Annotated in this window: 29 protein-coding genes; 2 read left to right on the top strand and 27 right to left on the bottom strand. The window is 61.8% G+C overall.

Annotated features, from left to right (window positions below; translation table 11 throughout):
• Nucleotides 1-62 precede the first annotated feature (62 nt).
• The 13 genes from GN234_RS27005 to GN234_RS26945 all read right to left on the bottom strand — a co-directional run bounded on the left by GN234_RS27005 (nt 63) and on the right by GN234_RS26945 (nt 10222).
• Nucleotides 63-857, bottom strand: coding sequence for a TatD family hydrolase (locus GN234_RS27005; RefSeq protein WP_176689321.1), 795 nt, complete (start codon nt 855-857; stop codon nt 63-65).
• A gap of 11 nt (nt 858-868) precedes the next feature.
• Nucleotides 869-1225, bottom strand: coding sequence for a PilZ domain-containing protein (locus tag GN234_RS27000; protein WP_109754379.1), 357 nt, complete (start codon nt 1223-1225; stop codon nt 869-871).
• A 42-nt stretch (nt 1226-1267) separates the two neighbouring features.
• On the bottom strand, nt 1268-2257 hold the full coding sequence (locus tag GN234_RS26995; RefSeq protein ID WP_109754380.1) for a DNA polymerase III subunit delta': 990 nt from the start codon (nt 2255-2257) through the stop codon (nt 1268-1270).
• On the bottom strand, nt 2250-2882 hold the full coding sequence (gene tmk / locus GN234_RS26990; RefSeq protein ID WP_176689320.1) for a dTMP kinase: 633 nt from the start codon (nt 2880-2882) through the stop codon (nt 2250-2252). Before tmk ends, GN234_RS26995 begins: the two co-directional genes overlap by 8 nt.
• A gap of 20 nt (nt 2883-2902) precedes the next feature.
• Nucleotides 2903-4063: an endolytic transglycosylase MltG gene (gene mltG / locus GN234_RS26985; RefSeq protein ID WP_116833142.1), complete on the bottom strand. Its 1161-nt coding sequence runs from the start codon at nt 4061-4063 to the stop codon at nt 2903-2905.
• A 3-nt stretch (nt 4064-4066) separates the two neighbouring features.
• Nucleotides 4067-4882 (bottom strand): aminodeoxychorismate lyase, encoded by an 816-nt coding sequence (gene pabC, locus GN234_RS26980; RefSeq protein WP_176689319.1) that lies wholly within the window; start codon nt 4880-4882, stop codon nt 4067-4069.
• The gene (gene fabF / locus GN234_RS26975; protein ID WP_109754384.1) at nt 4882-6126 is read right to left on the bottom strand and encodes a beta-ketoacyl-ACP synthase II; all 1245 of its coding nucleotides are present in this window, start codon (nt 6124-6126) and stop codon (nt 4882-4884) included. The genes pabC and fabF overlap by 1 nt, the downstream gene beginning before the upstream one ends.
• Before the next feature lie 108 nt (nt 6127-6234).
• Nucleotides 6235-6471 carry an acyl carrier protein gene (gene acpP / locus GN234_RS26970; protein WP_003175607.1) on the bottom strand — a complete coding sequence of 79 codons (237 nt, stop codon included), beginning with the start codon at nt 6469-6471 and terminating at the stop codon, nt 6235-6237.
• A 191-nt stretch (nt 6472-6662) separates the two neighbouring features.
• A complete protein-coding gene (gene fabG / locus GN234_RS26965; protein ID WP_109754385.1) occupies nt 6663-7406 on the bottom strand; it encodes a 3-oxoacyl-ACP reductase FabG in 744 nt (247 codons plus the stop codon).
• A gap of 15 nt (nt 7407-7421) precedes the next feature.
• Nucleotides 7422-8360: an ACP S-malonyltransferase gene (gene fabD, locus GN234_RS26960; protein WP_003204258.1), complete on the bottom strand. Its 939-nt coding sequence runs from the start codon at nt 8358-8360 to the stop codon at nt 7422-7424.
• A 123-nt stretch (nt 8361-8483) separates the two neighbouring features.
• Complete coding sequence (plsX, locus tag GN234_RS26955; protein WP_109754387.1) at nt 8484-9494, bottom strand: phosphate acyltransferase PlsX; 1011 nt, start codon at nt 9492-9494, stop codon at nt 8484-8486.
• A gap of 4 nt (nt 9495-9498) precedes the next feature.
• Complete coding sequence (gene rpmF / locus GN234_RS26950; RefSeq protein WP_003179396.1) at nt 9499-9681, bottom strand: 50S ribosomal protein L32; 183 nt, start codon at nt 9679-9681, stop codon at nt 9499-9501.
• 13 nt (nt 9682-9694) lie between these two features.
• On the bottom strand, nt 9695-10222 hold the full coding sequence (locus tag GN234_RS26945) for a YceD family protein (RefSeq protein WP_003204262.1): 528 nt from the start codon (nt 10220-10222) through the stop codon (nt 9695-9697).
• 105 nt (nt 10223-10327) lie between these two features.
• Here GN234_RS26945 and GN234_RS26940 point away from each other — a divergent pair, with 105 nt between their 5' ends.
• Nucleotides 10328-10906 (top strand): Maf family protein, encoded by a 579-nt coding sequence (locus tag GN234_RS26940; protein WP_176689318.1) that lies wholly within the window; start codon nt 10328-10330, stop codon nt 10904-10906.
• 161 nt (nt 10907-11067) lie between these two features.
• On the opposite strand, the gene GN234_RS26935 is transcribed toward GN234_RS26940, so the two are convergent.
• Genes GN234_RS26935 through rluC form a run of 3 tightly spaced genes read right to left on the bottom strand, consistent with a single transcriptional unit; the run spans nt 11068 to nt 13686 of the window.
• Nucleotides 11068-12057: a S49 family peptidase gene (locus GN234_RS26935; RefSeq protein ID WP_109754389.1), complete on the bottom strand. Its 990-nt coding sequence runs from the start codon at nt 12055-12057 to the stop codon at nt 11068-11070.
• A gap of 20 nt (nt 12058-12077) precedes the next feature.
• On the bottom strand, nt 12078-12740 hold the full coding sequence (locus tag GN234_RS26930; protein WP_109754390.1) for an HAD-IIIA family hydrolase: 663 nt from the start codon (nt 12738-12740) through the stop codon (nt 12078-12080).
• A complete protein-coding gene (rluC, locus tag GN234_RS26925; RefSeq protein ID WP_109754528.1) occupies nt 12730-13686 on the bottom strand; it encodes a 23S rRNA pseudouridine(955/2504/2580) synthase RluC in 957 nt (318 codons plus the stop codon). The genes GN234_RS26930 and rluC overlap by 11 nt, the downstream gene beginning before the upstream one ends.
• A 699-nt stretch (nt 13687-14385) precedes the next feature.
• Here rluC and rne point away from each other — a divergent pair.
• On the top strand, nt 14386-17580 hold the full coding sequence (rne, locus tag GN234_RS26920; protein WP_371925597.1) for a ribonuclease E: 3195 nt from the start codon (nt 14386-14388) through the stop codon (nt 17578-17580).
• Nucleotides 17581-17805: 225 nt separating this feature from the next.
• Here the strand turns inward: rne and GN234_RS26915 are convergent, their stop codons facing one another.
• The 11 genes from GN234_RS26915 to GN234_RS26865 form a co-directional block, all read right to left on the bottom strand.
• The gene (locus tag GN234_RS26915; protein ID WP_176689317.1) at nt 17806-18396 is read right to left on the bottom strand and encodes a nucleotidyltransferase family protein; all 591 of its coding nucleotides are present in this window, start codon (nt 18394-18396) and stop codon (nt 17806-17808) included.
• Nucleotides 18397-18416: 20 nt separating this feature from the next.
• Nucleotides 18417-19388 carry an XdhC family protein gene (locus GN234_RS26910; RefSeq protein WP_109754393.1) on the bottom strand — a complete coding sequence of 324 codons (972 nt, stop codon included), beginning with the start codon at nt 19386-19388 and terminating at the stop codon, nt 18417-18419.
• Nucleotides 19388-21703 (bottom strand): xanthine dehydrogenase family protein molybdopterin-binding subunit, encoded by a 2316-nt coding sequence (locus GN234_RS26905; protein ID WP_109754394.1) that lies wholly within the window; start codon nt 21701-21703, stop codon nt 19388-19390. The genes GN234_RS26910 and GN234_RS26905 overlap by 1 nt, the downstream gene beginning before the upstream one ends.
• Nucleotides 21700-22170 (bottom strand): (2Fe-2S)-binding protein, encoded by a 471-nt coding sequence (locus tag GN234_RS26900; protein WP_109754395.1) that lies wholly within the window; start codon nt 22168-22170, stop codon nt 21700-21702. Before GN234_RS26900 ends, GN234_RS26905 begins: the two co-directional genes overlap by 4 nt.
• Before the next feature lie 266 nt (nt 22171-22436).
• On the bottom strand, nt 22437-23456 hold the full coding sequence (murB, locus tag GN234_RS26895; protein WP_109754396.1) for a UDP-N-acetylmuramate dehydrogenase: 1020 nt from the start codon (nt 23454-23456) through the stop codon (nt 22437-22439).
• Nucleotides 23453-23917 (bottom strand): low molecular weight protein-tyrosine-phosphatase, encoded by a 465-nt coding sequence (locus GN234_RS26890; protein ID WP_176689316.1) that lies wholly within the window; start codon nt 23915-23917, stop codon nt 23453-23455. The genes murB and GN234_RS26890 overlap by 4 nt, the downstream gene beginning before the upstream one ends.
• Nucleotides 23917-24681, bottom strand: a complete 765-nt coding sequence (gene kdsB, locus GN234_RS26885) for a 3-deoxy-manno-octulosonate cytidylyltransferase (protein WP_109754398.1) — start codon at nt 24679-24681, stop codon at nt 23917-23919. The genes GN234_RS26890 and kdsB overlap by 1 nt, the downstream gene beginning before the upstream one ends.
• Entirely contained in the window at nt 24678-24863 is a 186-nt protein-coding gene (locus GN234_RS26880) for a Trm112 family protein (RefSeq protein ID WP_003179363.1), read from the bottom strand. The genes kdsB and GN234_RS26880 overlap by 4 nt, the downstream gene beginning before the upstream one ends.
• Before the next feature lie 22 nt (nt 24864-24885).
• On the bottom strand, nt 24886-25896 hold the full coding sequence (lpxK, locus tag GN234_RS26875; protein ID WP_109754399.1) for a tetraacyldisaccharide 4'-kinase: 1011 nt from the start codon (nt 25894-25896) through the stop codon (nt 24886-24888).
• Nucleotides 25896-26324, bottom strand: coding sequence for an ExbD/TolR family protein (locus GN234_RS26870; protein ID WP_013694002.1), 429 nt, complete (start codon nt 26322-26324; stop codon nt 25896-25898). Before GN234_RS26870 ends, lpxK begins: the two co-directional genes overlap by 1 nt.
• Nucleotides 26321-26956, bottom strand: a complete 636-nt coding sequence (locus GN234_RS26865) for a MotA/TolQ/ExbB proton channel family protein (protein WP_162893858.1) — start codon at nt 26954-26956, stop codon at nt 26321-26323. Before GN234_RS26865 ends, GN234_RS26870 begins: the two co-directional genes overlap by 4 nt.
• Between the last annotated feature and the right edge of the window lie 11 nt (nt 26957-26967).

Here is a 26967-nt window from a genome sequence, read left to right as displayed (position 1 = left end):
TTACTCCTAATGGTCTTAACCCGGATTCACCCCCCAGAACCCGGGTTTTTTTTGCATGGAATTCAGGCTTGCACCGGCCGGACGTGAGCCAGCGGAAACAATTGCTTAAAATTTTCCGTCGTCTGCTCGGCAAACCGCTCGTAGGACTCGCCGCGCAGCATCGCCAGGAACTCCGCCACTTCCCGTACGTATTGCGGAAGATTCGGCTTGCCTCGATAGGGAATGGGCGCCAGGTAAGGCGAATCGGTTTCCACCAACAATCGATCAGCCGGCACTTTGCTGGCGACATCGCGCAATGCATCGGCATTGCGGAACGTGACAATCCCGGACAAGGAAATGTAATAGCCCATGTCCAGTGCTGCCTTGGCCATGTCCCAGTCTTCAGTGAAGCAATGCAGCACCCCGGCCTGGGGCAGCGCGGCATCACGCAGCAAGGCCAGGGTGTCGGCCCGGGCGCCACGGGTATGGATGATCACCGGCTTGCCGGTTTGCCGGGCGGCCTCCAGGTGCAGCCGGAACGACGCCTGCTGCACGTCGGCGGCTTCCGGCTCGTAGTGATAGTCAAGGCCGGTTTCACCAATGGCGACAACCCGTGGATGGTCGAGCTCACGCAACAACCAATCGAGCACCGGCGCGGCGTCTGGCTGGACATCCAGCGGGTGGACACCGACCGAGCAATCGACATCGGCATAACGTTCGGCCAGTGCCTTGACGTCGGCGGCGTTGTCGGCGCTGACGCCGATGCACAGGAAGTGACCGACACCCCGTTGGCGGGCCGCGTCCAGCGCAGCATCCAGGGAGCCGCCGTGGGCAGCGAGGTCGAGACGGTCAAGGTGACAATGGGAATCTACAAGCATAAAGGGCTGGGCTACATCGTATGGGTGGGACGGTCGGACTTCAGGGAGCCGGCCAAGTGGGTTTCGATCTGATTGCGAGCCGAATTGTCGCCGTCGTTGAACTGCACGCCAACGCCAGCGGCCCGGTTGCCCTGGGCGCCTTTGGGCGTCATCCAGATCACCTTGCCGGCGACCGGGATCTTTTCCGCTTCATCCATCAGGCTCAAGAGCATGAACACTTCATCGCCCAAGCGATAATTCTTGTTGGTCGGAATGAACAGGCCACCGTTCTTGATAAAGGGCATATAGGCGGCGTAAAGCACCGACTTGTCCTTGATGGTCAAAGACAGGATGCCGTTGCGTGGCCCGGGACTGACAGGTTCGTTCATGCTGATCTCCGCTGCGATTGAGCTGAGTTTAGGCAGTACCTGTCAGTTTCGACCAGGCAAACTCGCCCACTGCACCAACAGCGCCTCGAGCAATAGCACCCGATTGAGGTTCGCCTTGCCTAGCACCTTCTGACGTTGGGCAAGAATCCAGTCCTGAATGTTCAAGATTTTATCCTGGCTGCTTTTTTGCGCCAGGTACTGGATGACCTTGCGCATGTCCGCCAACCCCAGGCCGGCCTCATCCTCGGTCAGTTGGTAACGCAGGATCAGGCTCGACCAGTCGCAGAACCAGTCAAACAGCAGGAGCAACGGGATCGCATTCCAGCCCTCGGCCAGTTGCGTGGGCGATTGCTGCTGCTTGAGCAGTTTCTTGACCCCATCCACCACCAGGGCCCGCTGTTCACGCACGCCCTGGGCCTGAAGGCTGACAGCCGCCAAGGGCGAGCCGGCCGCCAGGGTCAGCAGCTCGACACGCTCTTCGTCGCTGCTATCGGGCAAGGCCTGGGCCAGCCACTGCAAACTCATCGCCTCGCTCGGCAGCGGGCAGGCCTGCTGCACGCAACGACTCTTGATGGTCGGCAGCAAGCGGCTCGGCTGGTGGCTGACCAGCAACAGCACGGTATCGCCGGAAGGTTCTTCAAGACTTTTGAGCAAGGCGTTGGCGGCGTTGATGTTCATCGACTCGACCGGCTCGATCAGTACTACCTTGCGCCCGCCCATCTGTGAAGTCTGGACCACGAAGCTGACCAGATCCCGGACCTGGTCGACCTTGATCGCCTTGTCCGCCTCCTCCGGCTCCAGCACGTAATTGTCGGGATGGCTGCCGGCCTTGAGCAGCAGGCATGACTTGCACTCGCCACAAGCGTCGTTCGAGACACCCGGGCGCAGGCAAAGCAGACTGGCCATCAGACGCTCGGCCAGTGCCCGCTTGCCGATGCCGACCGGTCCGTGCAGCAGATAGGCATGGGCATGCTGGGCACGACCGGCCAATTGCTGCCAGAGACCGTCTTGCCACGGATAGGCTTCAGCCACGGACACGCTCCAGCAAACGCGGCAGCAAGCCGTCCAGGGACTGTTGCACCTGGGCCAGCGGTTGCGCCGCATCGATCAACAGGTAACGCGCCGGATCGGCCTTGGCGCGACTCAGGAAGGCATTGCGCACGGCGTTGAAGAAAGCCTGGCCCTCAAGCTCGAAACGATCCAGCCGGCCACGGGCGCTGGCGCGGGCCAGGCCGATTTCCACCGGCAGGTCGAACACCAGGGTCAGGTCTGGCCGCAGGTCACCCTGGACGAAGGCTTCCAACGCGGCGATGCGCTCCACGGACAAACCGCGACCGCCACCCTGGTAGGCATAGGTCGAATCGGTGAAACGGTCGCACAGCACCACGGCGCCACGGGCCAGCGCCGGGCGAATCACCTCGGCCAGATGCTGTGCCCTGGCCGCGAACACCAGCAACAGCTCGGTGTCGGGGTTCATGACTTCTTCAATGGGCGCCAGCAGCACCTCGCGAATTCGCTCGGCCAACGGTGTGCCGCCCGGCTCACGGGTCAACACCACCTCGAGGCCGGCGGCCCGCAGGCGTTCGGCCAGGTATTCGCGATTGGTGCTCTTGCCGGCGCCTTCCGGGCCTTCCAGCGTTATAAACAAGCCAGTCACAGGCGATCCTTTATCAATGTTCATTGCGAGCTCGGCGGCTCGCTGGCATTCGGTTCAGGGGCAGGTTGCTGGGGCGGTACCTGGGGCACGTCCTCAGGCGCCGTATCGGGAGATGCCGCCGGGATCGGCGCCTGCTCGTCCGGGGTTGCCGGGGCCGGGCTGGAGCGGTAATCGGCACGGCGCTTGAGCTGGAATTCACGCACTGCATTGTTGTGCGACTCCAGGTCATCGGAAAACACGTGGCTGCCATCACCGCGCGCGACGAAGTAAAGGCTATTACCCGACGCCGGGTTCAATGCCGCATGAATCGCCTCGCGTCCCACCATCGCAATCGGCGTCGGCGGCAAGCCTGGAATCAGATAAGTGTTATAGGGATTTTCTTCTTTCAAATGGGCACGAGTCAGTTTGCCAGTGTAGCGCTCGCCCAGGCCGTAGATCACCGTGGGATCGGTCTGCAGGAGCATGCCCAGGCGCATGCGTCGCACAAAGACGCCGGCAATCTGCCCGCGCTCCTGGGGCACGCCGGTTTCCTTCTCCACCAGGGACGCCATGATCAGCGCTTGATACGGTTGGGTGTAAGGCACATCGGCGGAACGCTGTGCCCATTCCTTGGCGAGCACGTCTTCCAGGCGGTCGTAGGCTTTTTTCAGCAAATCGACATCCGAGGTGCCACGCACGAAGCGATAGGTGTCCGGGAAGAACCGGCCTTCGGGAAATATTCCGGAGTGGCCGATACGCTCCATGACCTGGCTGTCGCTCAGGTCGGTGAGGGTCTGCTGGAGCTTTTCATCCTTGGCCAACGCTGCGCGCACCTGGCGGAAATTCCAGCCTTCCACCAGCGTCACGCTGTACTGCACCACTTCGCCGCGCTTCCAGACACCGATCAGGCCTTCCATCGTCATGCCTGGCACCATCCGATACTCACCGGAGTGCAACGGCTGGTCAGCGAGATTGAAACGCCAATAGATCCGCAGCCAGAAGGCGTCCCTGATCAGGCCGTCGGCTTCGAGGCGCTTGAGGGTTCCGGTCGGGGTGGTTCCGTTGGGCACGTCCAGCAATTCTTCCTGGGTGATGTTCAGCGGCTGTTGCAGCGCCGAATGGATCTTCCAGGCCGAAGCCCCCAACAACAGCCCTGCCAGGACCAGGCCGGTCTCCAGCAGCAGCAAGAATTTACGTCTCACGAATCAAGCATCCAGTAGCGCACGGGCAAGGGTCTGCAGTTTACGGGTGAGCGGGCCAACCGACCAGCGCGCCGAACCGCATCCACGTACCGGCCACACGCCATACACGCTGTTGCAGACGAAGACTTCATCGGCCTGGTGCAACTGTTCGAGGCTGATGTCCGTGATTTGCGTGGCGATGCCTTGGGACTTGGCTTGAAACAATAATTCCGCGCGCATTACACCGGCCACGCCGCAACGGCTCAAGTCCGCCGTGAACAATACGCCATCGCGCACCAGGAACAGGTTGCTGAACACCCCCTCGATCACCCGTCCGGACGTATCCAGCATCAAGCCTTCGGCATGTTCCGAGTCGGCCCATTCGGCACGGGCCAGCACCTGTTCAAGGCGATTGAGATGCTTGAGGCCGGCGAGCAAGGGCTGCTCGGACAAGCGCACGGTACAAGCAAACAGGCGAATGCCTTGTTCGGCATGGGTCGAGGGATAAGCGGCCGGCGGACTCCCTTGCAGGATGCGCCGGGCCATGGCCAAGGGATCAGCGGCATAACCGCGCAGACTGTCGCCACGGGTCACGATCAGCTTCAGCACGCCGTTACCCAGCCCCCGGGCGTAGGCACTAAGCTCAGCGCTCAACGCGTTCATGTCGACATTGAGCGCCAACCGCCGGCAACCTCTCTCCAGGCGTTGCAGGTGACGGTCCAGCAACACGGGCCCGCCGTCGTGCACGGCGATGGTCTCGAACAACCCATCGCCATAAGCCAGGCCGCGATCTTTCAGCGACAGGACGTCGGCCGGCTGACCGTCGACCCAGCTTTCCATCAACCGGCGAACCGGCGGAACACCAGCGAACCGTTGGTCCCGCCAAAGCCGAAGGAGTTGGACAGCACCACATCGATATCCATGCTGCGGGCGGTGTGCGGCACGAAGTCCAGGTCGCAGCCTTCGTCCGGCTCATCGAGGTTGATGGTCGGCGGCGCCGTCTGGCTGTTGATCGCCAGGACGCTGAAGATCGCTTCCACCGCCCCTGCCGCACCCAGCAGGTGACCGGTCATGGACTTGGTCGAACTGACCGCCAGCTTGTACGCGTGCTCGCCAAACACGGTCTTGATCGCCTGGGCTTCGGCCAGGTCGCCGGCCGGGGTCGAAGTGCCGTGGGCGTTGATGTACTGCACCTGCTCACCGTTGATTTTCGCGTCACGCAAGGCATTGGCGATGCAACGGGCCGCACCGGCACCATCGGCCGGTGGCGAGGTCATGTGGTACGCATCGCCACTGGTGCCAAAGCCGATCAGTTCGGCATAGATGGTCGCGCCGCGGGCCTTGGCGTGTTCCAGCTCCTCGAGCACCAGCGCACCGGCACCGTCGGACAGTACGAAGCCATCGCGCCCCTTGTCCCATGGCCGACTCGCGCGGGCGGGCTCATCGTTGCGGGTCGACAGCGCACGGGACGCGCCGAAACCGCCCATGCCGAGGCCGCAAGCGGCCATTTCAGCGCCACCGGCAATCATCACGTCGGCTTCGTCGTACATGATGTTGCGCGCGGCCATGCCGATGCAGTGGGTACCAGTGGTGCACGCCGTGGCAATGGCGTAGTTGGGTCCCTGGGCACCCAGGTGGATGGACAGGAAACCGGAAATCATGTTGATGATCGAACCCGGCACGAAGAACGGAGAAATCCGACGCGGCCCCGAATCGTGCAGCGTGCGGCTGGTTTCTTCGATATTGGTCAAGCCGCCAATACCCGAACCCATGGCCACGCCGATGCGTTCACGGTTGGCGTCGGTGACCTCCAGGCCAGCATTACGCACTGCCTGGAAACCGGCTGCCAGGCCGTATTGAATGAACAGGTCGAGCTTGCGGGCTTCCTTGACCGACAGGTATTCCTCGACATTGAAGCCCTTTACCGAGCCGCCAAAACGGGTGGAATAGGCAGAAAGGTCGGTGTGTTCGATCAGACCAATGCCACTGCGGCCAGCCAGAATGCCCTGCCAACTGCTCGGCACATCCGTGCCCAGTGGCGACAACATACCCATACCGGTGACTACGACGCGTCTACGCGACACAGCACTCTCCTTTTTCTAATGACGACTTTGCATCAGGCCTAAAGAAAAAACCGCACGCCGTGACGGCAGTGCGGTTTTTCCATGACAGCTAGCGACGACTAAAAACAATTACGCCTGATGGCTGGTAACGTAGTCGATAGCAGCTTGTACAGTAGTGATCTTCTCAGCTTCTTCGTCAGGAATCTCGGTCTCGAATTCCTCTTCCAGAGCCATCACCAGCTCAACGGTGTCAAGGGAGTCGGCACCCAGGTCTTCAACGAAGGAAGCGGTGTTCACAACTTCTTCTTCTTTAACGCCCAGTTGCTCGGCAACGATTTTCTTGACGCGCTCTTCGATGGTGCTCATACCTTGTTTTCACTCCTAATGGACAAATTCAGGCAGCTGGCCGGTGGGTAAGTGTATAGAAGAACTTTTCGGTTTTTCAACCGAAAGCTTCACTCCTCAGACCCCGCGGCCCGCCGTCTATAAATTGATTGCAGCTTTATAACGGATTTTAGACAGCTCGTATGACATTTTTTTGAAGCAATCCGTCACATTTAACTCATGTACATCCCGCCGTTTACCGGGATTGTAGCCCCGGTCACGTATGCCGCACCGTCCGACGCAAGAAAAGCGACCACGGACGCGATTTCTTGAGCTTGCCCCAGACGACCCAGCGGAATCTGTGTCAACAAGGCTTCACGCTGTGCTTCTGGCAGTTCGCGGGTCATGTCGGTATCGATGAAACCCGGTGCGACCGAGTTTACCGTAATCGAGCGCGAACCCACTTCACGCGCCAACGCACGGCTGAAACCTTCCAGACCGGCCTTCGCCGCAGCATAGTTTACTTGGCCTGCGTTGCCCATGGCACCCACAACCGAGCCAATACTGATAATTCGTCCCCAACGGGCCTTGGTCATGCCACGCAAAACGCCCTTGGACAGCCGGTACAGACTGTTCAGGTTGGTGTCGATCACATCGAACCATTCGTCATCTTTCATGCGCATCATCAGGTTATCGCGAGTGATACCGGCATTATTGACCAGGATCGCCGGCGCACCGAACTGCTCCTGAATGCTTGCCAGCACCGCCGCAACGGATTCGTCGCTGGTGACGTTCAGCTCAAGACCGGTGCCCTGGATGCCATTTTCCTTCAGGGTCGCAGCGATACGCTCGGCGCCCGAAGCGGAAGTCGCGGTGCCAACAACGATGGCGCCTTGACGACCCAGTTCCAGGGCAATGGCCTGGCCGATGCCACGGCTTGCACCGGTCACCAGTGCAACTTTACCTTGCAGACTCATGCAAGCTTCTCCTGTTCAGGCCTGCGCTGCACGGGCGGCAGCGAAGGCGTCTGGGGTGTTGAGATTGGAAGTCGACACGCCTTCGGCGCAGCGTTTGTTCAGGCCTGCCAGCACTTTACCAGGACCGCATTCGACCAGTTCGGTCGCGCCCTTGGCCGCCAGGGTCTGTACCGATTCGACCCAGCGAACCGGCTTGTAGAGTTGCTCCAGCAGATCACGCTTGAGGGTCTCGAGATCCGGCGCCACGTTGGCGCTGACGTTCTGCACCACGGGAATCTGCGGGGCCTGCCAGTCGATGGCGGCAATGGATTCGGCAAAGCGCTCGGCAGCCGGACGCATCAGCTCGCAGTGCGACGGCACGCTGACCGGCAGCGGCATGGCGCGCTTGGCACCACGGGCCTTGCAACCTTCGATGGCGCGCTCGACAGCCGCCTTGGCACCGGCGATGACCACCTGGCCCGGGGAGTTGAAGTTCACCGCACTGACCACATCGCCTTGCGCCGCTTCAGCACAGGCGGCCAGCACATCGGCGTCTTCCAGGCCGAGGATCGCGGCCATGCCGCCCTGCCCGGCCGGAACAGCCTCCTGCATCAACTGGCCACGACGCTCCACCAGTTTCACCGCGTCGCCCAGGCTCAGGCTGCCAGCGGCTACGAGGGCGCTGTATTCGCCCAGGCTGTGACCGGCGACGAACGCCGGGCGCGCGCCGCCTTCAGCCAGCCACAGGCGCCACAGAGCGATCGAGGCGGTCAGGATGGCCGGCTGGGTTTTGTCAGTTTGATTGAGGCGCTCTTCCGGCCCTTGCTGGGTCAGCGCCCAGAGGTCATAGCCGAGCGCATCGGAAGCTTCTTTGAATGTTTCGAGGATCAACGGGTATTGCGCGCCCAGCTCGGCCAGCATGCCGAGGGACTGCGAGCCCTGTCCTGGAAAGACGAATGCGAGGGAAGCAGACATGAAAACAAAGCCCCTAATGATCTTGTCGTCAAAAATTGACGCCCCTGGGGGCGCTAGGAAACTGAGAGTTGGATGGCGGCTCAAACCGACCGGTCACATTTAAGCATTGTCGGACGAAAACGCCTAAGTTAACAAATCCTCAAGGCGACCATGCAGGCGCTCCGGCAGGTTCTCCTGGATTTCGATCACCGCTCGGTTGATCGCACTCTGGAAACCCTGCACGCCCGCCGAACCATGGCTCTTGATCACGATACCCTGCAACCCGAGGAAACTCGCACCGTTGTGCCGCGCCGGCGCCAGGTCCGCCTGCAACCGACGCATCAACGGCAACGCCAGGGCACCGACTGCCCGCGAGACCAGACTTTGCTTGAACAAGGTCTCGATACGCTGGCCAATCATGGTGGCCAGCCCCTCGCTGGACTTGAGCAGGATATTGCCAACGAAGCCATCGCATACCACCACATCGGCCTCGCCACGGTACAAGCCATCGCCTTCGACGAAGCCGATGTAGTTGATACCCCGCGCACCCTGCAATAGCGTGGCCGCCAGCTTGACTTGCTGGTTGCCCTTGATGTCTTCGGTGCCGATGTTCAGCAATGCCACACGAGGACGCACGACGCCCAGGGTTTCAGCCGCTACCGAGCCCATCACCGCAAATTGCAGCAAATGCTCGGCACTGCAATCGACGTTGGCCCCCAGGTCGAGCAACTGGCAGATCCCGCGCTGGGTCGGGATCGCCGCCACCATCGCAGGCCGATCGATACCCGGCAAGGTCTTGAGCACATAGCGCGACAGCGCCATCAGCGCACCGGTATTGCCGGCACTGACACATGCCTGGGCTTTGCCATCGCGCAGAAGCTCAAGCGCTACCCGCATCGAGGCGTCAGGCTTGCCGCGCAGGGCCTGGGCCGGTTTTTCGTCCATGGCGATGATTTCGGACGCCGGGAAAATGGTCAGGCGCGCACGATCCACAGCCGATTGGCCGCTGAGCATTTCTTCTAGAAGGGAGGATTGACCGACGAGGGTCAGGTGCAACGAGGGTGTAGCATTCAGACAAGCAAGGCTGGCCTGAACAATGCTGCGGGGACCGAAGTCCCCGCCCATTGCGTCAATCGCGATGACTTGAGCGGACAAGTGATTACTCGTCAGCGCCCTTGTCGATCACTTTACGGCCACGGTATACGCCTTCTGGCGATACGTGGTGACGCAGGTGAACTTCACCAGTGGTTTTTTCTACAGACAGGGTGCTAGCCTCGAGAGCGTCGTGGGAACGGCGCATGTCACGGGCAGAGCGGGATTTTTTGTTCTGCTGAACAGCCATAATTGATTAACTCCTAAACGTTTGGGTCACGCTTTAACTGCGCCAATACACTGAACGGGTTGGACCGCGTTACCTCGTCCTCGCTCGGTTCGGGCTCATCTGCTCCCGCCGGCTGCTGGCATTCTTCCGGATGATGAGCAGGCACAATGGGCAAGGCGAGCAGAAGCTCCTCCTCGATCAGTGACTGCAGATCCAATGGATCTTCGCCCAGTTCCAGCACGTCATAACCTTTCGGCAACGACTGGGTATTCGCACCCTCCTTCACCACGGCGTAACTGCATTCGCTGTGGATCGGCAGGGTGACCAGCTCAAGACAACGCTGGCAAACCATTTTGACTTCAGTGTCGATAAAGCTGTGGATAACCACAGATTTACGTTCATCTCGTTCAAAAACGAATTTGGCCTGGACCGTACCGACATCGTCGGAAAGCGGGTCGCAGAGTCTCTTCAAATCGGCCAGCAGCAGTTCACCTTGAAGGGTGGTGCCACGGTCAGCCAATTTGCGCGGGTCAACGTGAGGTGGAATCGGGTCATTCAACATAGGCGCAGCATTATAGGGATGCCCCCGGCCATGTCAAAGGAAATTCAGCCCTGTCCGTCACTTGCGCACCTCGCTAGAATTCGCCCCTGCCTCCAGGAGCTGCCCATGCTGCCTTTATTACTTGCCTCAAGCTCGGTCTATCGCCGGGAATTGCTTGCCCGCCTGGGACTGCCGTTCGTCTGCAGCTCACCCGACATCGACGAAAGCCATCGCCCCGGCGAGAGCGCCCTCGAACTGGTCAAACGCCTGGCCCGGGAAAAAGCCCTGGCATTGGCTGACAGCCACCCGGCGCACCTGATCATCGGCTCAGACCAGGTCGCCGTGCTCGGCGAACGCATCCTGGGCAAGCCTCACACCTTCGAAAACGCTCGCGAACAACTGCTGGCCGCCAGCGGCGCCAAGGTCACGTTCCTGACCGGCCTGGCACTGCTCAACAGCCAGACCGGCAGCTGCCAGGTCGACTGCGTGCCGTTTACCGTGAACATGCGCTTGCTGGACCCCGAGCGCGTCGAACGCTACCTGCGGGCCGAGCAACCCTATGACTGCGCCGGCAGCTTCAAGGCCGAGGGGCTGGGCGTGAGCCTGTTCCAGAGCACCGAAGGGCCGGACGCCACCAGCCTGATCGGCCTGCCGCTGATTCGTCTTGTGGATATGTTGCTGGCCGAGGGTGTGCAGATTCCCTGATCCAACATACATGCGTGGCGAAGGGCTTCATTTGTGGGAGCAAGGCTTGCCCGCGATGCAGGCGCCGTGATGATACAGGCTAGCCGAGTTATCGCTCATCGCGAGCAAGCTTTGCTCCCACAGCAATCTCCTCGCCACAGAAGATCGCGCGAAACGAGGAATTAGCGCAACGCTGGCCCCTGGAACCCCATCCACATCGCCAGATGCTCGGCAATGCTCGCCCCCAGTTTTTTCGAGAAGCGGTCGAACGGCGACTCTTCGATGGTGAAGTCCACCAGATCCTTCTGGCCGATCACATCCCGCGCCACCGAACTGGCACTGCCCAAGCCATCGATCAGACCCAGCGGCAATGCCTGCTCCCCCGACCAGACCAGCCCGGAGAACAGCTCCGGATGTTCCTTATCCTTCAAGCGCTCGCCCCGACCTTTCTTGACGCTGGCAATGAATTGCTTGTGGGTCGTGTCGAGCACACCTTGCCAAAAAGCGGTTTCTTCGGGCTTTTGCGGCTGGAACGGATCAAGGAAGGATTTATGCTCGCCGGAGGTATATACCCGACGCTCCACCCCCAGTTTCTCCATGCTCCCGACAAAACCATAACCTGCCGCCGTCACACCAATGGAACCTACCAGGCTGGCCTTGTCGGCATAGATCTGGTCCGCCGCACTGGCAATGTAATAGGCGCCGGAAGCACCTAGATCGGAAATGACCGCATACACTTTGATATCCGGGTGCAATGCACGCAACCGAACGATCTCGTCGTAAACGTACCCCGACTGCACCGGGCTACCACCCGGACTGTTGATGCGTAGCACCACACCCTTGACCTTAGGATCCTCGAAGGCAGCCCGCAGGCTGCCGACAATGTTGTCGGCGCTGGCAGGCTCTTTGTCGGCGATCATGCCCTCGATATTGATCAAGGCGGTGTACGCCGAGCCGGCGACAGCGCTTTTTTCCATGTCCATCAGCGGCGTGAACAACGCCAGCGCAAGAAAGAGGTAAATAAAGGTCAGCGACTTGAAAAAGATCCCCCAACGACGGGCGCGACGCTGTTCCTGCACGCCAGCGAGCAAGGTTTTCTCCAGCAGCTTCCAGCTTTTGTCATCACCATTCTCGGCGCTCGCCTTGACAGGTGCTTTCCATTCATCGGTCATGGGTGAATCCCTAGCAAGACTTAAAGGGCCCGCCGGCTCAGCCAGGCGTGCAACTCAGGAAAATGATCAATGGCCAGTCGCGGCTCGAATGCCCGTAGAGCCTCGATGGCCTGAGCCCCGTAGCTGACCGCCACCGACCCCATGCCGGCATTGCGCGCCATCTGCAGGTCGAATGACGAATCCCCCACCATCAGCGCCTGCTCCGGCCGCATGTTGCAATGCGCCAGAATCTGCTCGAGCATCAACGGATGCGGCTTGCTGGCGGTTTCATCCGCAGCCCGGGTGATATCGAAATACTCCTCCCAGCCATGGGACTTCAATACCCGATCCAAGCCCCGACGAGCTTTCCCGGTCGCAACCGCCAGACGGTAACCCTCGGCACGCAAGGCCTGGAGCGTTTCCACCACACCATCGAACAATGGTGAAGGCTCGGCTTCCAGCGCGATGTAGCGATCAGCGTAATGCTGACGAAAAACCAGCAGTTCATCGTCGTCAATGGCCGGATACAGGCTGCGGATGGCTTCCGGCAATCCGAGACCAATGATGCCTTTGACCGCGAAGTCATCGCACCGGGCAAACCCCATGCGATCCGATGCGACATGCATCGCCTCCACGATCCGACCAATGGAGTTCGCCAGAGTGCCGTCCCAATCGAAGATCAGCAGTTTGTAGTCAGGATGCACTCAACCGCTCCACGGTCTTGGCCCACATGTCATCCACCGGAGCCTGCAGTTTCAGTTCGCCACCATCAGGCAGCGGCACGGTCAGCATGTAGGCATGGAGGAACAGCCGCTTGCCGCCCAGATCGCGGATTTCCTTGGTGAAATCGTCATCGCCATATTTGCTGTCACCGGCAATGCAATGCCCGGCGTGCAAGGTATGGACACGAATCTGATGGGTACGTCCGGTCACCGGCTTGGCCTCGACCAGGGTGGCGAAGTCGTCGAAGCGACGCAGCACCTTGAACACCGTCAGCGCCTCCTTGCCCTCCTCGTTGACTTCGACCATGCGCTCGCCGGAACGCAGGTTGCTCTTGAGCAACGGCGCCCGGACTTGCTTGATGGCGGTTTCCCAGCGGCCACGCACCAGCGCCATGTAGCGCTTGTCGACGCCGTCGCCGCGCAATTGCTCGTGCAGGTGACGCAACATGCTGCGCTTCTTGGCGATCATCAACAGGCCGGAGGTGTCGCGGTCGAGGCGATGGACCAGCTCCAGCTCCTTGGCGTCCGGACGCAACTGACGAAAGGCTTCGATCACGCCGAAGTTCAGGCCGCTGCCGCCGTGAACCGCAATGCCCGCCGGCTTGTTGATCACGATCAAGGCCTTGTCTTCATAGACAATCGACGCCTCGAGGCGCTGCAGCAACCCTTGGGCCAGGGGTACCGGCTCATCGCGCTCGGGCACGCGAACCGGCGGCACGCGCACGACGTCACCAGCCTGGAGCTTGTATTCAGGCTTGATCCGACCTTTGTTCACCCGCACTTCGCCTTTGCGCAAAATGCGGTAGATCAAGGTCTTGGGCACGCCTTTGAGCCGGGCCAGCAGGAAATTATCGATTCGTTGGCCGGCATATTCCGGCGAGACCTCGAGCAGTTGAACGCCAGGGGTCGAAGGGGCAGTAGTTGTCATGGCGGCGATCATAACAATTTTTTATGGAATTGAAGCACTTAATCATTGCTGCTATAGTCGCGAACGCCGCCAAAAGTGGCTGGACAGCGGACTAACGGTCAAAAACCGGCCCTGACCAACGCAATTCACGAGGACGAGAGGCCGTCCTACGGGGCTTTCGCTACGTAACGGTAGAGTTTGCAGGTGTAACGAGCGCAGGTGACATGAGGCCTGAAATACGCCGCAAAGCAGGGTTTTGACTCGCCTTGCGCGCCACATTCACGGCCAGTTCACAAAGTGCAGTCAGCTGCGAACGACCCCGAGCGAGAGCTTCGGAAACAACGCCTAAATTAGCCATGATGCGTGACCTCCCCTTCCGGAGCTCACGGTAAATGCCAACCCGCTGCGGATTCTGCGCGCGGCAGCACCCGAATTATCAGGGATACGTGTAGGGTGGAGATGTACAACCGTCGGTCTGTGTAGCACTAGGCTTATATTTAGACGCTTCATCTCGTCCACAGACGCCGGTTGATTCCTCCTCCTGACTGAGTGCTTGAGTACCAGCAAGCAGGACGCGTCCGTCGCGACTTCGCCATCATTGGGTCGAACTCGCTGGACACTGGATTGGCCTTGCCATCTCCAGGACGCACCTGACACCGACCGTGAGAAGTCGTGTGTGCCGAACGCCGTTTCCGGCAGCCCGGAAACCGACGGTACTACATGAAAAGAATGCTGATTAACGCAACTCAACCCGAAGAGTTGCGTGTTGCACTGGTAGACGGCCAGCGCCTCTACGACCTGGATATCGAATCCGGTGCACGCGAGCAGAAGAAGGCCAACATCTATAAAGGCCGGATTACTCGCATCGAACCAAGCCTTGAGGCTGCCTTTGTCGATTTCGGCTCCGAGCGCCACGGCTTCCTGCCCCTCAAAGAAATCTCCCGCGAATACTTCAAGAAAGCCCCTGAAGGCCGCGTCAATATCAAGGACGTCCTGAGCGAAGGCCAGGAAGTCATCGTCCAGGTCGAAAAAGAAGAACGTGGCAACAAGGGCGCCGCCCTGACCACCTTCATCAGCCTGGCCGGCCGTTACCTGGTCCTGATGCCAAACAACCCGCGTGCCGGTGGCATTTCCCGCCGCATCGAAGGCGAAGAGCGCAACGAACTGCGTGAAGCTCTCAATGGCCTGGTCGCCCCAGCTGACATGGGCCTGATTGTTCGCACCGCCGGCCTTGGCCGCAGCAGCGAAGAAATGCAGTGGGACCTCGACTACCTGCTGCAACTGTGGACCGCCATCAAAGAAGCCTCGCTGGATCGCTCCGCGCCGTTCCTGATCTACCAGGAAAGCAACGTGATCATCCGCGCCATCCGCGATTACCTGCGCCAGGACATCGGCGAAGTGCTGATCGACAGCGTCGAAGCCCAGGACGAAGCCCTGACCTTCATTCGCCAGGTGATGCCGCAGTACGCCAGCAAGATCAAGCTCTACGAAGACAGCGTTCCGCTGTTCAACCGTTTCCAGATCGAAAGCCAGATCGAGACCGCCTTCCAGCGCGTCGTCGAACTGCCGTCCGGCGGCTCCATCGTCATCGATCCGACCGAAGCCCTGGTGTCCATCGACATCAACTCGGCGCGCGCCACCAAAGGCAGCGACATCGAAGAAACCGCCCTGCAGACCAACCTTGAAGCCGCCGAGGAAATCGCCCGTCAGTTGCGCCTGCGCGACATCGGCGGCCTGATCGTCATCGACTTCATCGACATGACCCCGGCCAAGAACCAGCGCGCCGTGGAAGAAAAGGTCCGTGAATGCCTGGAGGCCGACCGCGCCCGCGTACAGGTCGGTCGCATCTCGCGCTTCGGCCTGCTGGAAATGTCCCGTCAGCGCCTGCGTCCGTCCCTGGGCGAAAGCAGCGGCATCGTCTGCCCGCGTTGCAACGGCACCGGCATCATCCGTGACGTCGAGTCGTTGTCCCTGGCGATCCTGCGCCTGATCGAAGAAGAAGCCCTGAAAGACCGCACCGCCGAAGTTCGCGCCCAGGTGCCGATCCCGGTGGCTGCGTTCCTGCTCAACGAAAAACGTAACTCGATCACCAAGATCGAACTGCGCACCCGTGCCCGTATCGTCATCCTGCCGAACGATCACCTCGAGACGCCGCACTTTGAAGTGCAGCGCCTGCGCGATGACAGCCCGGAAGCCCACACCAACCAGTCCAGCTACGAAATCGCTGCGGCTGCTGCCGAAGTGGAAGAAGTCCAGCCGGCTGCCGCCACGCGCACCCTGGTTCGCCAGGAAGCAGCGGTCAAGACCGCTCCGGCCCGTGCCAACGCTCCGGTTCCGACCGAAGTGGCCGCTCCGGTTGCCGCCCCGGCCGCCGCGCCTGAGCCAAGCCTGTTCAAGGGCCTGGTGAAGTCGCTGGTCAGCCTGTTCGCCACCAAGGAAGAGCCTGCCGCGCCTGCCGTTGTCGCCAAGCCTGCCGCTACCGAGCGTCCTGCCCGCAACGAAGAACGCCGCAACGGTCGCCAGCAGACCCGCAACCGCAACGGTCGTCGCGACGAAGAACGCAAGCCTCGCGAAGAACGTGCACCGCGTGAAGAACGTGCGCCACGTGAGCCGCGTGAAGAACGCCAGCCACGCGAAGCCCGTGAGGAAGCGCCAGCCGTAGCCCGCGAAGAACGCGCACCGCGTCCGCCGCGTGAAGAACGCCAGCCACGCGCACCACGTGAAGATCGCAAGCCTCGTGGCGAGCGTGAAGAACGTGTTCGCGAACTGCGCGAGCCACTGGATGCCGCCCCGGCCGTTGCAGCAGCCACCGCTGAAGAGCGTCCGGCCCGCCAGCCGCGTGAAGAACGTGCACCGCGTCCTCCACGTGAAGAACGTCAACCACGTGCCGAGCAGGCAGCCGCCGCTGCCAGCGAAGAAGAAGTGCTGAATACCGAAGAGCAGTTGCAGGAAGACGGCCAGGACACCGCCGAAGGCGATCGTCCACGCCGCCGCTCCCGTGGCCAGCGTCGTCGCAGCAACCGTCGTGAGCGTCAGCGCGACGCCAACGGCAATGTGATCGAAGGCTCGGAAGAATCCGAGTCCACCGAGAACGCCGAAGCGCCAAGCGCTGCGGACCTGGCTGCCGGCCTGGCCGTGACCGCGGCCGTTGCCAGCAGCGCGATCAGCGCTCCGGCCGAAGCCCAGGCTCACGAACAAGCCGAACGCGCCACCGCCGCGGTGGAAAGCGCGCCGGTTGCCGAAGCTCCCGTAGTCGAAGCCACTACCCCGGTAGAAACCACTGCTTCGCCAGAAGTGGAAGTCGCTCCGGCCCGTGAAGCCCAGGTTGCTGAAACTGAAGTGGTCGCCGAGCCTGCACCGGTCGTCGAGCAACCAGTGGCAGCCGCTGAGCCAGCCTTCGAAGCACCGGCCGAGGAAAAGGCACCAGAGCCTGCCCGCGAAGAGCAGACAGCGTTCAACTGGACCGCCGAGCCAGCTGCACCGGCGCCGGTTGTCGAACCTGAGCCGACACCAGAGCCAGTGAAAGCGGTCGAACCAGAAGTGGTCGAGCCGGCTCCAGTGGTCGAAGCCCCCGTGGTCGTCGAAGCACCTGCCCCGGTTGAAGCGCCTGCACCTGCCAGCGCCCTGACCGCGAATGGCCGCGCGCCGAACGATCCACGTGAAGTGCGTCGTCGCAAGCGTGAAGCCGAGCGCCTGCAGAAGGAAGCCGAACAAGCTGCCGCTGCCGCCGCTCAAGCGCCTGCTGCCGAGCCAGCACCAGTGGTGGAAGCCGTCGAGGCAGCCCCTGCCCCGGTTGCGGAAACCCCGGTTGAACCAGCTCCGGAAATCGACGCACCTCAGCACACCGCTGAAGAAGTCGCGCCGCGTCACACTGAAGCCCTGGAAAAAGAGCACGAGCCTAAACCTCACGCCTGATTCCATTGCCCAGTAAAAAGCCCCGCCTGGTCATGCCAGGCGGGGCTTTTTTATGCCTTCAGACTTATCCACAGTGGGTCTCGGACCAGGCGCAAGGCTTATGCCCATTGAAGATCCAATGTGGGAGCGAGCCTGCTCGCGATAGCGCCGGGTCAGCTTGCATCAATACTGAAGTCAGACCGCTTTCGCGAGCAGGCTCGCTCCCACAGGGTTTTGCGTCGTCTGTTATTTGAAAGTCAGTGCTTCAGGCACATCAACATCCCACGTCACGCCTGGGTCATCCACCGGCACTTCAACCACTCGCGCCCCAGCAAACAATACCTTGGCGCCGCGATCCCCGGTGAGCGCCATCAGTTTCGCTCCAAACTCACGACCAAACCCCACCGGATGCCCATACTCACCTGCAAGCACCGGCACGCTGATGCCATCCTCGCGAATCCCCGCCACCACCTGCTCGATGCTCGACGGCAGGATGAACGGCATGTCGCCGAGCAAAATCAGCCAGCCATCAAGGTCCGGGCAGGCCTGGACGCCGGCGGCAATGCTATCGCCCAAACCGGGCGAATCCAGCTCCACGAAATCGCAGCCGTAGGCCTGGGCCATGCGAATGGCCTGCGGACGCTCCGGGCTGGTCACCAGCACGCGCTTTTCCAAGGAAGCAGGCAGATTCACCAACACCTGCTCGATCACCGACCGCACAGCACCGTCACGCCCCGTACAATCGGCCAGCAATTTATCCTTGTCCGGGCCTGCAACCTGGCGGAAACGGCTGCCCGATCCGGCCGCGAGAATGATCACGCCAATCGACTGGGACATATTCCCTCCTCATCTGCGACCTACTGCGGTTTTTTCTGCCGCAGTTCAACGCCATTCTTGATCGCCACGATTTCGGCCAGCAGCGACAAGGCGATTTCCGCCGGGGTGTGACTGCCGATGTGCAGGCCGATGGGCCCATGCAGGCGCTCGATGGCCTCTGCTGACAAGCCTAGCTGAGCCAGGTTTTCCCGGCGCTTCTGGCTGTTGACCCGCGAACCCAGGGCGCCGACATAAAAAGCCTTGGAGTCCAGGGCCGTGAGCAGCGCCATGTCATCCAGGCGCGGATCATGGGTCAGGGCCACAATGGCGGTGCGTTCGTCGGTCTGGATGCTCAACACGGCCTCGTCAGGCATTCCCGAGACGAAGCGGCCATGCTGCTCTTCCCAACCGTAGACAAACTCCTTGCGCGGATCGCAAATCAGCACTTCGAAGTCCAGCAGCCGGGCCATTTCCGCCACGTAGCGCGAAAGTTGCCCGGCGCCGATCAGCAGCAGCCGCCAACGTGGGCCGTAAATGGCCCGCAGGACCTGGCCATCGAACACCAGGGCATCGGTCTTGCTGGCCGGGGTCAGGACCACATTGCCATTGGCGACGGTCAGCTCACGGGCGACGATTTCATGGGCTTCGCAGCGTTCCAACAGTTCAGCGACCCACTGTGGATCGCCGACCCGCTCCTCGGTCAGGCGCAAGGTGCCACCGCACGGCAGGCCGAAACGCGCCGCCTCTTCGCGGGTGACGCCATAGGTGATCAGTTGCACCGGCGGACCGTCCGCCGGAATGCGACCGTCGTGAAGCCGGGCGATCAGGTCATCCTCGACACAACCGCCCGACACCGAGCCAATCACCACGCCATCTTCGCGCAGGGCCAGCATCGCCCCTGGCGGCCTCGGTGCGGTGCCCCAGGTCTGCACCACGGTGAACAACACTACCCGCTGCCCGGCGCGGCGCCATTCAAGCACGCTGCGCAGGACGTTCAGATCAACGCTGTCCATCAGGCCTTCGCCTGTTGCCAGCCTTGCAGCTGATACCGCACAGGCAAGTTACGGATGCGCTTGCCGGTGGCGGCGAAAATCGCGTTGCACAACGCTGGCGCGATCGGCGGCACGCCCGGTTCACCGACGCCGCCCAACGGCACCTCGCCCGGCGGAGTGACCAGATGCACCGCCACTTCCTTGGGCGCCAGGGACATGCGCGCCACTTCGTACATGTGGAAATTGTCCTGCTGGACTTTGCCATCCTTGAAACTGATTTCTCCCACCATCGCATTACCCAGGCCCATGACACAGGCGCCTTCGAACTGGGAGCGGATGCGCTCGGGGTTGATCTGCGGGCCACAATCCACGGCGATGTCCGCCTTGTGCACGATCACCGTGCCATCGTCCTTGACCTCCACCTCGATCACCGCCGCCACGTAAGTGACGAAGCTGTAGTGCACCGCCAGCCCCAGGCCACGCCCTTTGGGCAGTTCTCGGCCCCAACCGGCGGCCTTCGCGGCGGTTTCCAGCACCGTGCGGATCCGCGCGGTATCAATCGGATAACGCTCGGGGGATTCGCCGTAGTTCCATTCTTCGCTCAAGGTACGCGGATCGATCTTACGGTCCGGCCCGAGCAATTTGACTTGGTACTTCAGTGGATCCTGACCGGCCTTGTGGGCCAACTCGTCGATGAAGCTCTGGATCGCGAACCCGTGGGGGATATTCGACACCGAGCGATACCAGCCCACCCGGGCATGGGCCACCGCCTCGGGGTTCTCCAGGCGCAGGTTGGGAATGGCGTAGGCCATGTTGGTCACGCCCATGCCTATTTCGAACGGCGCCTCGTGGGTCATGCCCGGTGCAAACAGCGCGGTGATGCTCGGGGCTACGGTGCGATGCAACCAGCCCGACGGCATGCCGTCCTGGTTCAGGCCGGCCTTGAGGTATTCGGCTGACACGGTATGGAAATACGAGTGATGGATGTCGTCCTCGCGGGTCCATTGCACCCGGATCGGCTGGCCGGGAAACTCCTTGGCGAGCACCGCCGCTTCGACGACAAAATCAGGCTTGGACTTGCGTCCGAAACCGCCGCCCAACAACGTGATGTTCACCGTGACCTTCTCGAAAGGAATGCCCAGGCGTTCGGCGACACGCTCGCGAGTCACCTGCGGCGCCTGGCTCGGTGCCCAGGCCTCGCATTGGCCGTCCTTGAAACGAGCGACGGCAACCATCGGCTCCATCGGCGACTGGGACAGATGCGGCAGGTAGTAAGCCGCTTCCAGGGTCGAGTCGGCCTTGGCCAGCGCGTCGTCGAGGTCGCCGCTACTGCGTACGACTTTGCCGGGCTTGAGGGCCGCCGCTTCCAGCTCCTTGCGATAGGCAATGGAGTCATAAGCGGCATTCGGGCCGTCGTCCCACTGGATTTTCAATGCCTCACGGCCCTTGATCGCCGCCCAGGTGTTCTTCGCCACCACCGCCACGCCGCCCAACGGCTGAAACTCCGAGGGTAGCGGGCGTCCTTCGATCTGCACCACCTTGACCACGCCCGCTACTTTCAGCGCCGCGCTGCTGTCCACGCTCTTGACCTTGCCGCCATAGACCGGCGGACGCGCGATGACGGCGTAGAGCATGCCGTCCAAATGCACATCAGCCCCGAACACGGCGCGGCCATTGACGATGTCCGCGCCATCGATGGCCCGGCTCGCTTCCTTGCCGATATAACGGAACTCGGATGGCTGCTTGAGACGCAAGCTGTCACGGCTCGGTACTGGCAGGGCACTGGCGGCAGCGGCCAATTCGCCATAGGCCAATTCGCGACCGGAAGGTTGGTGCAGCACTTTGTGCAGCTGGGCGTGGCATTCACCCACCGGGACCTTCCATTGTGCGGCAGCGGCCAGCTCCAACATGGTTCGGGCGGCAGCACCGCAACGGCGCATCGGCTCGTACCAGTGACGCATGCTGCGTGAACCGTCGGTGTCCTGGTTGCCGAAACGCGCCTCATCGGCCGGCGCCTGTTGCACCTTCACCCGCGCCCAGTCGGCCTCCAGCTCATCGGCCACGACCATGCTCAGGCTGGTGCGCACACCCTGGCCCATTTCCGAACGATTGCAGATCACGGTCACGCTGCCGTCGGCGGCAATGCTGACGTACACCTTCGGGTCGTCGACCGCGCCATGGGGCATGCCCTCGGCGCCGAATTTCTTTTCCTCGGCAAAGGCATCCGGCATCCCCCAACTGGCGGCCAGCACCAGCACACCGGTGGCGCTCGCGCCCTTGAGGAAGCCACGACGGCTGAGGTTGCTCAGCACAAAATCATTGGGCAAGCGGCTCATGCCTTGGCCTCCTTCAGGTGAGTGGAGGCTTGGCGGATCGCGGTCTTGATTCGGTTGTAAGTGCCACAGCGGCAGATGTTGCCAACCATGGCTTCTTCGATCTGCTCATCGCTCGGGTTGGGGTTGGTCTTGAGCAAGGCGGTGGCGGACATGATCTGCCCGCCCTGGCAAAAACCGCACTGGGCCACGGCGGTGTCGAGCCAGGCCTTCTGGACTATTTGCCCAATCGGGTCAGCGTGGAGCCCGTCGATGGTGCTGACGTCCTGCCCTTTCACCGAGCCGATTGGCGTGATGCAACTGCGCGCCGGGGCGCCGTCAATGTGGATGGTGCACGCGCCGCACAGGCCCATGCCGCAGCCGAATTTGGTGCCGTTGTAACCGGCCACGTCCCGGATAGCCCACAGCAGTGGCATGTCCTCGGTCACATCCAGTTGATGGTCTTTTCCATTGAGTTTCAGGGTAATCATGGGCACGCCCGCATAGTTATCGAGTTATGGGGTCGAGCAATCTGCCGCTTGGGTAACGGTTCGGTTGTCGCAGACTGGCTCAGGCTGATCGGGCTCTCTTATCCAGGCGCACGCAGGCGTCTGTATCGGGCCTTAGGGATGCAAGGATCGCATCGTTAGGAAGCTAAATTAACCCAGGATCAAGCAAAACGCCCTGCACAATCCTGCACAAATGATCGTGCGCAGGGTGTACAGGGCGTTTTTTCAGGCGGTTGCGAAAGCCCGGTTCAGTAACGATTGGGTTCCATTTCGAGCTCGACCTGGAAACGTTCGGCAATGTCTTTCTGGATGCGCAGCGCCAGGTCCAACAGCTGCGGGCCCGTGGCCTTGCCGTAGTTGACCAGCACCAACGCCTGCAACTTGTGTACCCCGGCATCACCCTCGCGAAAGCCCTTCCAGCCGGCCCGTTCGATCAGCCAGCCGGCGGCGATTTTCATCTGCCCTTCAGGCTGTGGATAAGCCACCAGGTCAGGGTATTGCAGCTTGAGATGGTCAACGTGGGTGGCCGGCACCAGCGGGTTCTTGAAGAAACTGCCCGCATTGCCCAGCACGGCCGGGTCCGGAAGTTTTTCACTGCGGATACTGCAAATCGCCCGGCTCACATCGGCAGGCGTCGCCTGCTCGATGCCCTGCTCGGTCAATCGCTGGCGGACCGGTCCGTACTCCAGGTGCAAGTGCGCGGCGCGACTGAGGGCGAAACGCACCCGCAGGATCAACCAACGCCCCACCTGCTGCTTGAACAGGCTGTCGCGATAGGCGAAGCGGCATTCCTCCAAGGTGAACTCGCGCAGCTCACCGGTCTGGCGATCCAGCGCGGTGAGGCCGGCAAAGACATCCTTGATCTCCACGCCATAGGCACCGATGTTCTGCATCGGTGCCGCGCCTACGGTACCGGGAATCAGGCTGAGGTTTTCCAGGCCCGACCAGCCTTGCGCCAGCGTGTGCTGGACGAAGGGGTGCCAAGGTTCCCCGGCTTCGGCTTCGACCACCACCCGCTCGCCGTCATCGCTGAGCAGACGAATCCCCCGGCTGGCCATGCGCACCACCAATGCGTCGATGTCGCCGGTCAGCAACAGGTTGCTGCCGCCGCCGATCACCAGCAATGGCACAGCATGTTCGCTGGCATAAGCCAACGCCTCGCGAACATCGCCATCGTCGTGGGCTTCAGCGAACAAGCGGGCAGTGACGTCCACTCCGAAGCTGTTGAAGGGCTTGAGACTGACGCCCGCCCGTACCTGCAAGGTCATAACCGCCCCTTCAATTCGATCATCAGGCGATCCGTGGCGCGCTCGATCAAGTCCAGCACCTGCTCGAAGCCCTGCTCGCCGTCGTAGTACGGGTCCGGCACATCGTCGAGTTCGGCTTCGTAGCGCCGCAGGAACAGATCCAACTCGGCCTTGCCGTTGGCCGGTTGCAGGGCCTTGAGGTGGCGCAGGTTGCTGCTGTCCATCGCCAGGATCAGGTCGTAGCTGGCGAAGTCGGCGCGGGTGACCTGTTGCGCGCGCTGGGCCGACAAGTCGTAGCCCCGCTTCAGGGCCGCAGCCTGGCTGCGCTTGTCCGGGGCTTTACCGACGTGCCAGTCACCGGTGCCGGCGGAAGCGACTTCCACCTGGCCGGCCAACCCGGCCTCACGCAACTTGTGGCGCAGGATGCCTTCGGCGGTGGGCGAGCGGCAGATGTTGCCGAGGCAGACGAACAGGACCCGCATCAAGCCTCCAGCAGGCGACGAACGCGCTCGAGGTCTTCGGCGGTGTCGACACCGGTCGGCGGAGCGATCAGCGCATCGGCGACGTGGATCCGCACGCCATGCCACAGGGCACGCAGTTGCTCCAGGGATTCAGTGTTTTCCAACCAGCATGGGCCCCAGGCGACGAAGTCCTGGAGGAAACCGGCGCGGTAGGCATAGATACCGATATGGCGGCGGTACGGTACGCCTTCGGGCAGTACATCGGGGTTCTTGGCAAACGCGTCCCGGGCCCAGGGCAATATTGCACGGCTGAAGGTCAGCGCCAGGCCATTGAGGTCACTCACAACCTTGACCACGCTAGGGTTGAACAGGGTCTGCGCATCCTCGATCGGCTCGGCCAGGGTGGCCATGCGCGCTTCGGTGTGGGCCGCAAGGTTGGCGGCGACCTGATCGATGACGCTGGGTGGGATCAAGGGCTCGTCACCTTGCACATTGACGACGATGGCGTCGGCGGCAAGACCGAGTTTCGCCGCGACCTCCGCCAGGCGATCGGTACCGGAATTATGGTCTTCGCGAGTCAGGACCACCTCGGCGCCAAAGCTTTTGCAGGCCTCGACGATGCGCGCATCGTCAGTCGCCACCACCACGCGCTGGGCGCTGCTTTTGCAGGCCTGCTCCCAGACGTGCTGGATCATCGGCTTGCCGGCGATCGACAGCAACGGCTTGCCGGGCAGGCGCGTCGAGGCGAAGCGCGACGGAATGACAACGGTAAAGGCTGCGGTCATTTATCCAGGCGCTCATCGGTGGTCAGGGTGCGGGCTTCGCTTTCGAGCATCACCGGGATGCCGTCGCGAATCGGGTAGGCCAGGCCGGCGCCCTTGCTGATCAGTTCGGTCTTGTCGGCGCTGAGCTTGAGCGGGCCTTTGCAGACCGGGCAGGCCAGAATATCGAGCAATTTGGTGTCCATGGTATTCCCCTGGATGAAAGGTTTAAGGCAAAAGCCGATCCGGCAACAGGCGCATCAACTGCGTATCGAACCAGGCCGCGAAGGCCGGCGATGGCGCGGCGTCCACCGCCAGGTACCACCAGTCAGGTGCAGCAAAGGCACGGCATTTGACCGCATCCTTTTCCGTCATGACCACTGGCAGCGAAGGTGTGAAACTCAAGGCCTGGGCGCTGTATTCGGCGTGGTCGGCAAACCCGTGCGGTATTGGCCGCCAGTGTAGCGTTTCGAGGGTCTTGAAGAAACGCTGGGGGTTGCCGATGCCTGCCACGGCGTGCAAGGCCTGGCCAGGTGGAAAATGGTCGAGAGGACGGCGTTCGCCACTGGCCAGGTTCACCAGTTCGGTGGGGCGCAATTGGAAGGCAAAGCCGTCTTCGCGGTCGGCGCTGGCGCCGTTGTACAGCACGGCGTCGACCGATTGCAGGCGCTCGACCGGCTCACGCAATGGCCCGGCGGGCAGGCAACGGCGGTTGCCCAGGCCCCGGGCGCTGTCGATCAGCACCAGCTCAAGGTCCCGGGCCAGCCGATAATGCTGCAGGCCGTCGTCGGACAGGATCAGGTCCAGCGGTTCGGCCGCAAGCAATGCCTGGACCGCACGACTGCGATCGGGGTCGATCATCAATGGCACGCCTGTGCGCTGGACAATCAACAGCGGCTCATCACCGGCGACGTCGGCGCCCTGCTCGGCCGTGACTCGCCAGGGCAGTTGCGACGGCTTGGCGCCATAACCCCGGCTGACCACGCCAACCCGCAAGCCACTGCGCTGGCAATGCTGGATCATCCACAGGATCAACGGCGTCTTGCCAGTGCCGCCGACCGTGATATTGCCCACCACCAGCAACGGCACGGGGGGCTGATAGATCTGCCCTTCACCCGCCAGGAAACGCTGGCGCTTGCCCACCACCACTCGTCGATACAACCACTCCAGCGGCCGTAGCAGGGTCAGGGCCGGGTGACCTTCGTACCACGCGGCAAGCAATCGATCGGACATGGCCATCAGGGTGCGGGAGCCGCCTCGACCGTGGTCATGCGCAGATGGCTGAAACCGAGCTTGCCGGCCGCATCCATGGCAGTGATCACCGATTGATGGGGGGTCTTGCCGTCGGCGCTGATGGACAGCGGCAGGTTGGTGTCGCCGCCAGACTCTTTTTGCAGGGCCTCGATCAGGCTCGCCAGGTCGCTCTTGGGCAGCAATTGGTTGTTCACCGAGAACGCCCCTTCGGCGCTGATGGTGATTTCCAGATTCTTCAGTTGCTGGTCTTCGGCCGGCGAGCCGCTGACGGCCTGCGGCAATTCAACCTTGAGCTGGGTTTCCCGGGTGAATGTGGTGGTCACGACGAAAAACAGCAGCAGGATGAACACCACGTCGATCAGCGACGCGAGGTTAATCTCGATGTTTTCCCGTGGCTTGCGGCGGAATTTCACTTCTTGTCCCCAGCCAGGTCCACATCACGGTCACCTTGCACCACCTCGACCAGCTTGATGGCTTCCTGCTCCATGCCAACCACCAGTTCGTCCACGCGGCGTTGCAGGAACCGATGGAAGAACACGGCCGGAATACCCACCATCAGGCCGGCGGCAGTGGTGATCAGGGCCTTGGAAATCCCCCCCGCCAGTACCGCGGCGTTGGTGGTCATGCCCGAGCCGGTAAACGCACTGAAGATGTCGATCATGCCCAACACGGTACCCAGCAGGCCCAGCAGCGGGGACATGGCGGCGATGGTCCCCAGGGTATTGATGTAGCGCTCCAGTTCATGGATGACCCGGGCGGCGGCTTCCTCGATGCACTCCTTCATGATCTCGCGACCATGCTTGGAGTTCGCCAGTCCGGCGGCGAGGACTTCGCCCAAGGGCGAACTGGCCCGCAGTTCCTTGAGCTTGTCCTTGTTCAGTTGCTTGTCCTTGATCCAGACCCAGACCTGCCCGAGCAGATGCTCCGGGGTCACGCGGCTGGCCCGCAGGGTCCACAGGCGTTCGGCAACGATACCCAGTGCCGCGATGGAACTCAGAATGATCGGCAACATCATCCAGCCGCCGGATTTGACCAATTCCCACACAGTGACTGCCC

Origin of the sequence: Pseudomonas bijieensis (assembly GCF_013347965.1) — a bacterium.
GTDB lineage: Bacteria > Pseudomonadota > Gammaproteobacteria > Pseudomonadales > Pseudomonadaceae > Aquipseudomonas > Aquipseudomonas bijieensis.
Note: the sequence above shows the minus strand (reverse complement) of the source record. Positions and strands in the feature narration are given on the sequence as shown.

Coding starts and splice junctions, on each gene's coding strand:
- GN234_RS27005 (WP_176689321.1), bottom strand. CDS start 857: ATGCTTGTAGATTCCCATTGTCACCTTGACCGTCTCGACCTCGCTGCC.
- fabD (WP_003204258.1), bottom strand. CDS start 8,360: ATGTCTGCTTCCCTCGCATTCGTCTTTCCAGGACAGGGCTCGCAGTCC.
- fabG (WP_109754385.1), bottom strand. CDS start 7,406: ATGAGTCTGCAAGGTAAAGTTGCACTGGTGACCGGTGCAAGCCGTGGC.
- rluC (WP_109754528.1), bottom strand. CDS start 13,686: ATGACAACTACTGCCCCTTCGACCCCTGGCGTTCAACTGCTCGAGGTC.
- GN234_RS26910 (WP_109754393.1), bottom strand. CDS start 19,388: ATGGACAGCGTTGATCTGAACGTCCTGCGCAGCGTGCTTGAATGGCGC.
- GN234_RS26890 (WP_176689316.1), bottom strand. CDS start 23,917: ATGCGGGTCCTGTTCGTCTGCCTCGGCAACATCTGCCGCTCGCCCACC.
- lpxK (WP_109754399.1), bottom strand. CDS start 25,896: ATGGCCATGTCCGATCGATTGCTTGCCGCGTGGTACGAAGGTCACCCG.
- GN234_RS26935 (WP_109754389.1), bottom strand. CDS start 12,057: ATGACCGATGAATGGAAAGCACCTGTCAAGGCGAGCGCCGAGAATGGT.
- GN234_RS27000 (WP_109754379.1), bottom strand. CDS start 1,225: ATGAACGAACCTGTCAGTCCCGGGCCACGCAACGGCATCCTGTCTTTG.
- murB (WP_109754396.1), bottom strand. CDS start 23,456: ATGACCTTGCAGGTACGGGCGGGCGTCAGTCTCAAGCCCTTCAACAGC.
- kdsB (WP_109754398.1), bottom strand. CDS start 24,681: ATGACCGCAGCCTTTACCGTTGTCATTCCGTCGCGCTTCGCCTCGACG.
- GN234_RS26880 (WP_003179363.1), bottom strand. CDS start 24,863: ATGGACACCAAATTGCTCGATATTCTGGCCTGCCCGGTCTGCAAAGGC.
- GN234_RS26940 (WP_176689318.1), top strand. CDS start 10,328: ATGCTGCCTTTATTACTTGCCTCAAGCTCGGTCTATCGCCGGGAATTG.
- acpP (WP_003175607.1), bottom strand. CDS start 6,471: ATGAGCACCATCGAAGAGCGCGTCAAGAAAATCGTTGCCGAGCAACTG.
- rne (WP_371925597.1), top strand. CDS start 14,386: ATGAAAAGAATGCTGATTAACGCAACTCAACCCGAAGAGTTGCGTGTT.
- pabC (WP_176689319.1), bottom strand. CDS start 4,882: ATGGAAAGCTGGGTCGACGGTCAGCCGGCCGACGTCCTGTCGCTGAAA.
- GN234_RS26945 (WP_003204262.1), bottom strand. CDS start 10,222: ATGTTGAATGACCCGATTCCACCTCACGTTGACCCGCGCAAATTGGCT.
- rpmF (WP_003179396.1), bottom strand. CDS start 9,681: ATGGCTGTTCAGCAGAACAAAAAATCCCGCTCTGCCCGTGACATGCGC.
- GN234_RS26905 (WP_109754394.1), bottom strand. CDS start 21,703: ATGAGCCGCTTGCCCAATGATTTTGTGCTGAGCAACCTCAGCCGTCGT.
- GN234_RS26900 (WP_109754395.1), bottom strand. CDS start 22,170: ATGATTACCCTGAAACTCAATGGAAAAGACCATCAACTGGATGTGACC.
- GN234_RS26915 (WP_176689317.1), bottom strand. CDS start 18,396: ATGTCCCAGTCGATTGGCGTGATCATTCTCGCGGCCGGATCGGGCAGC.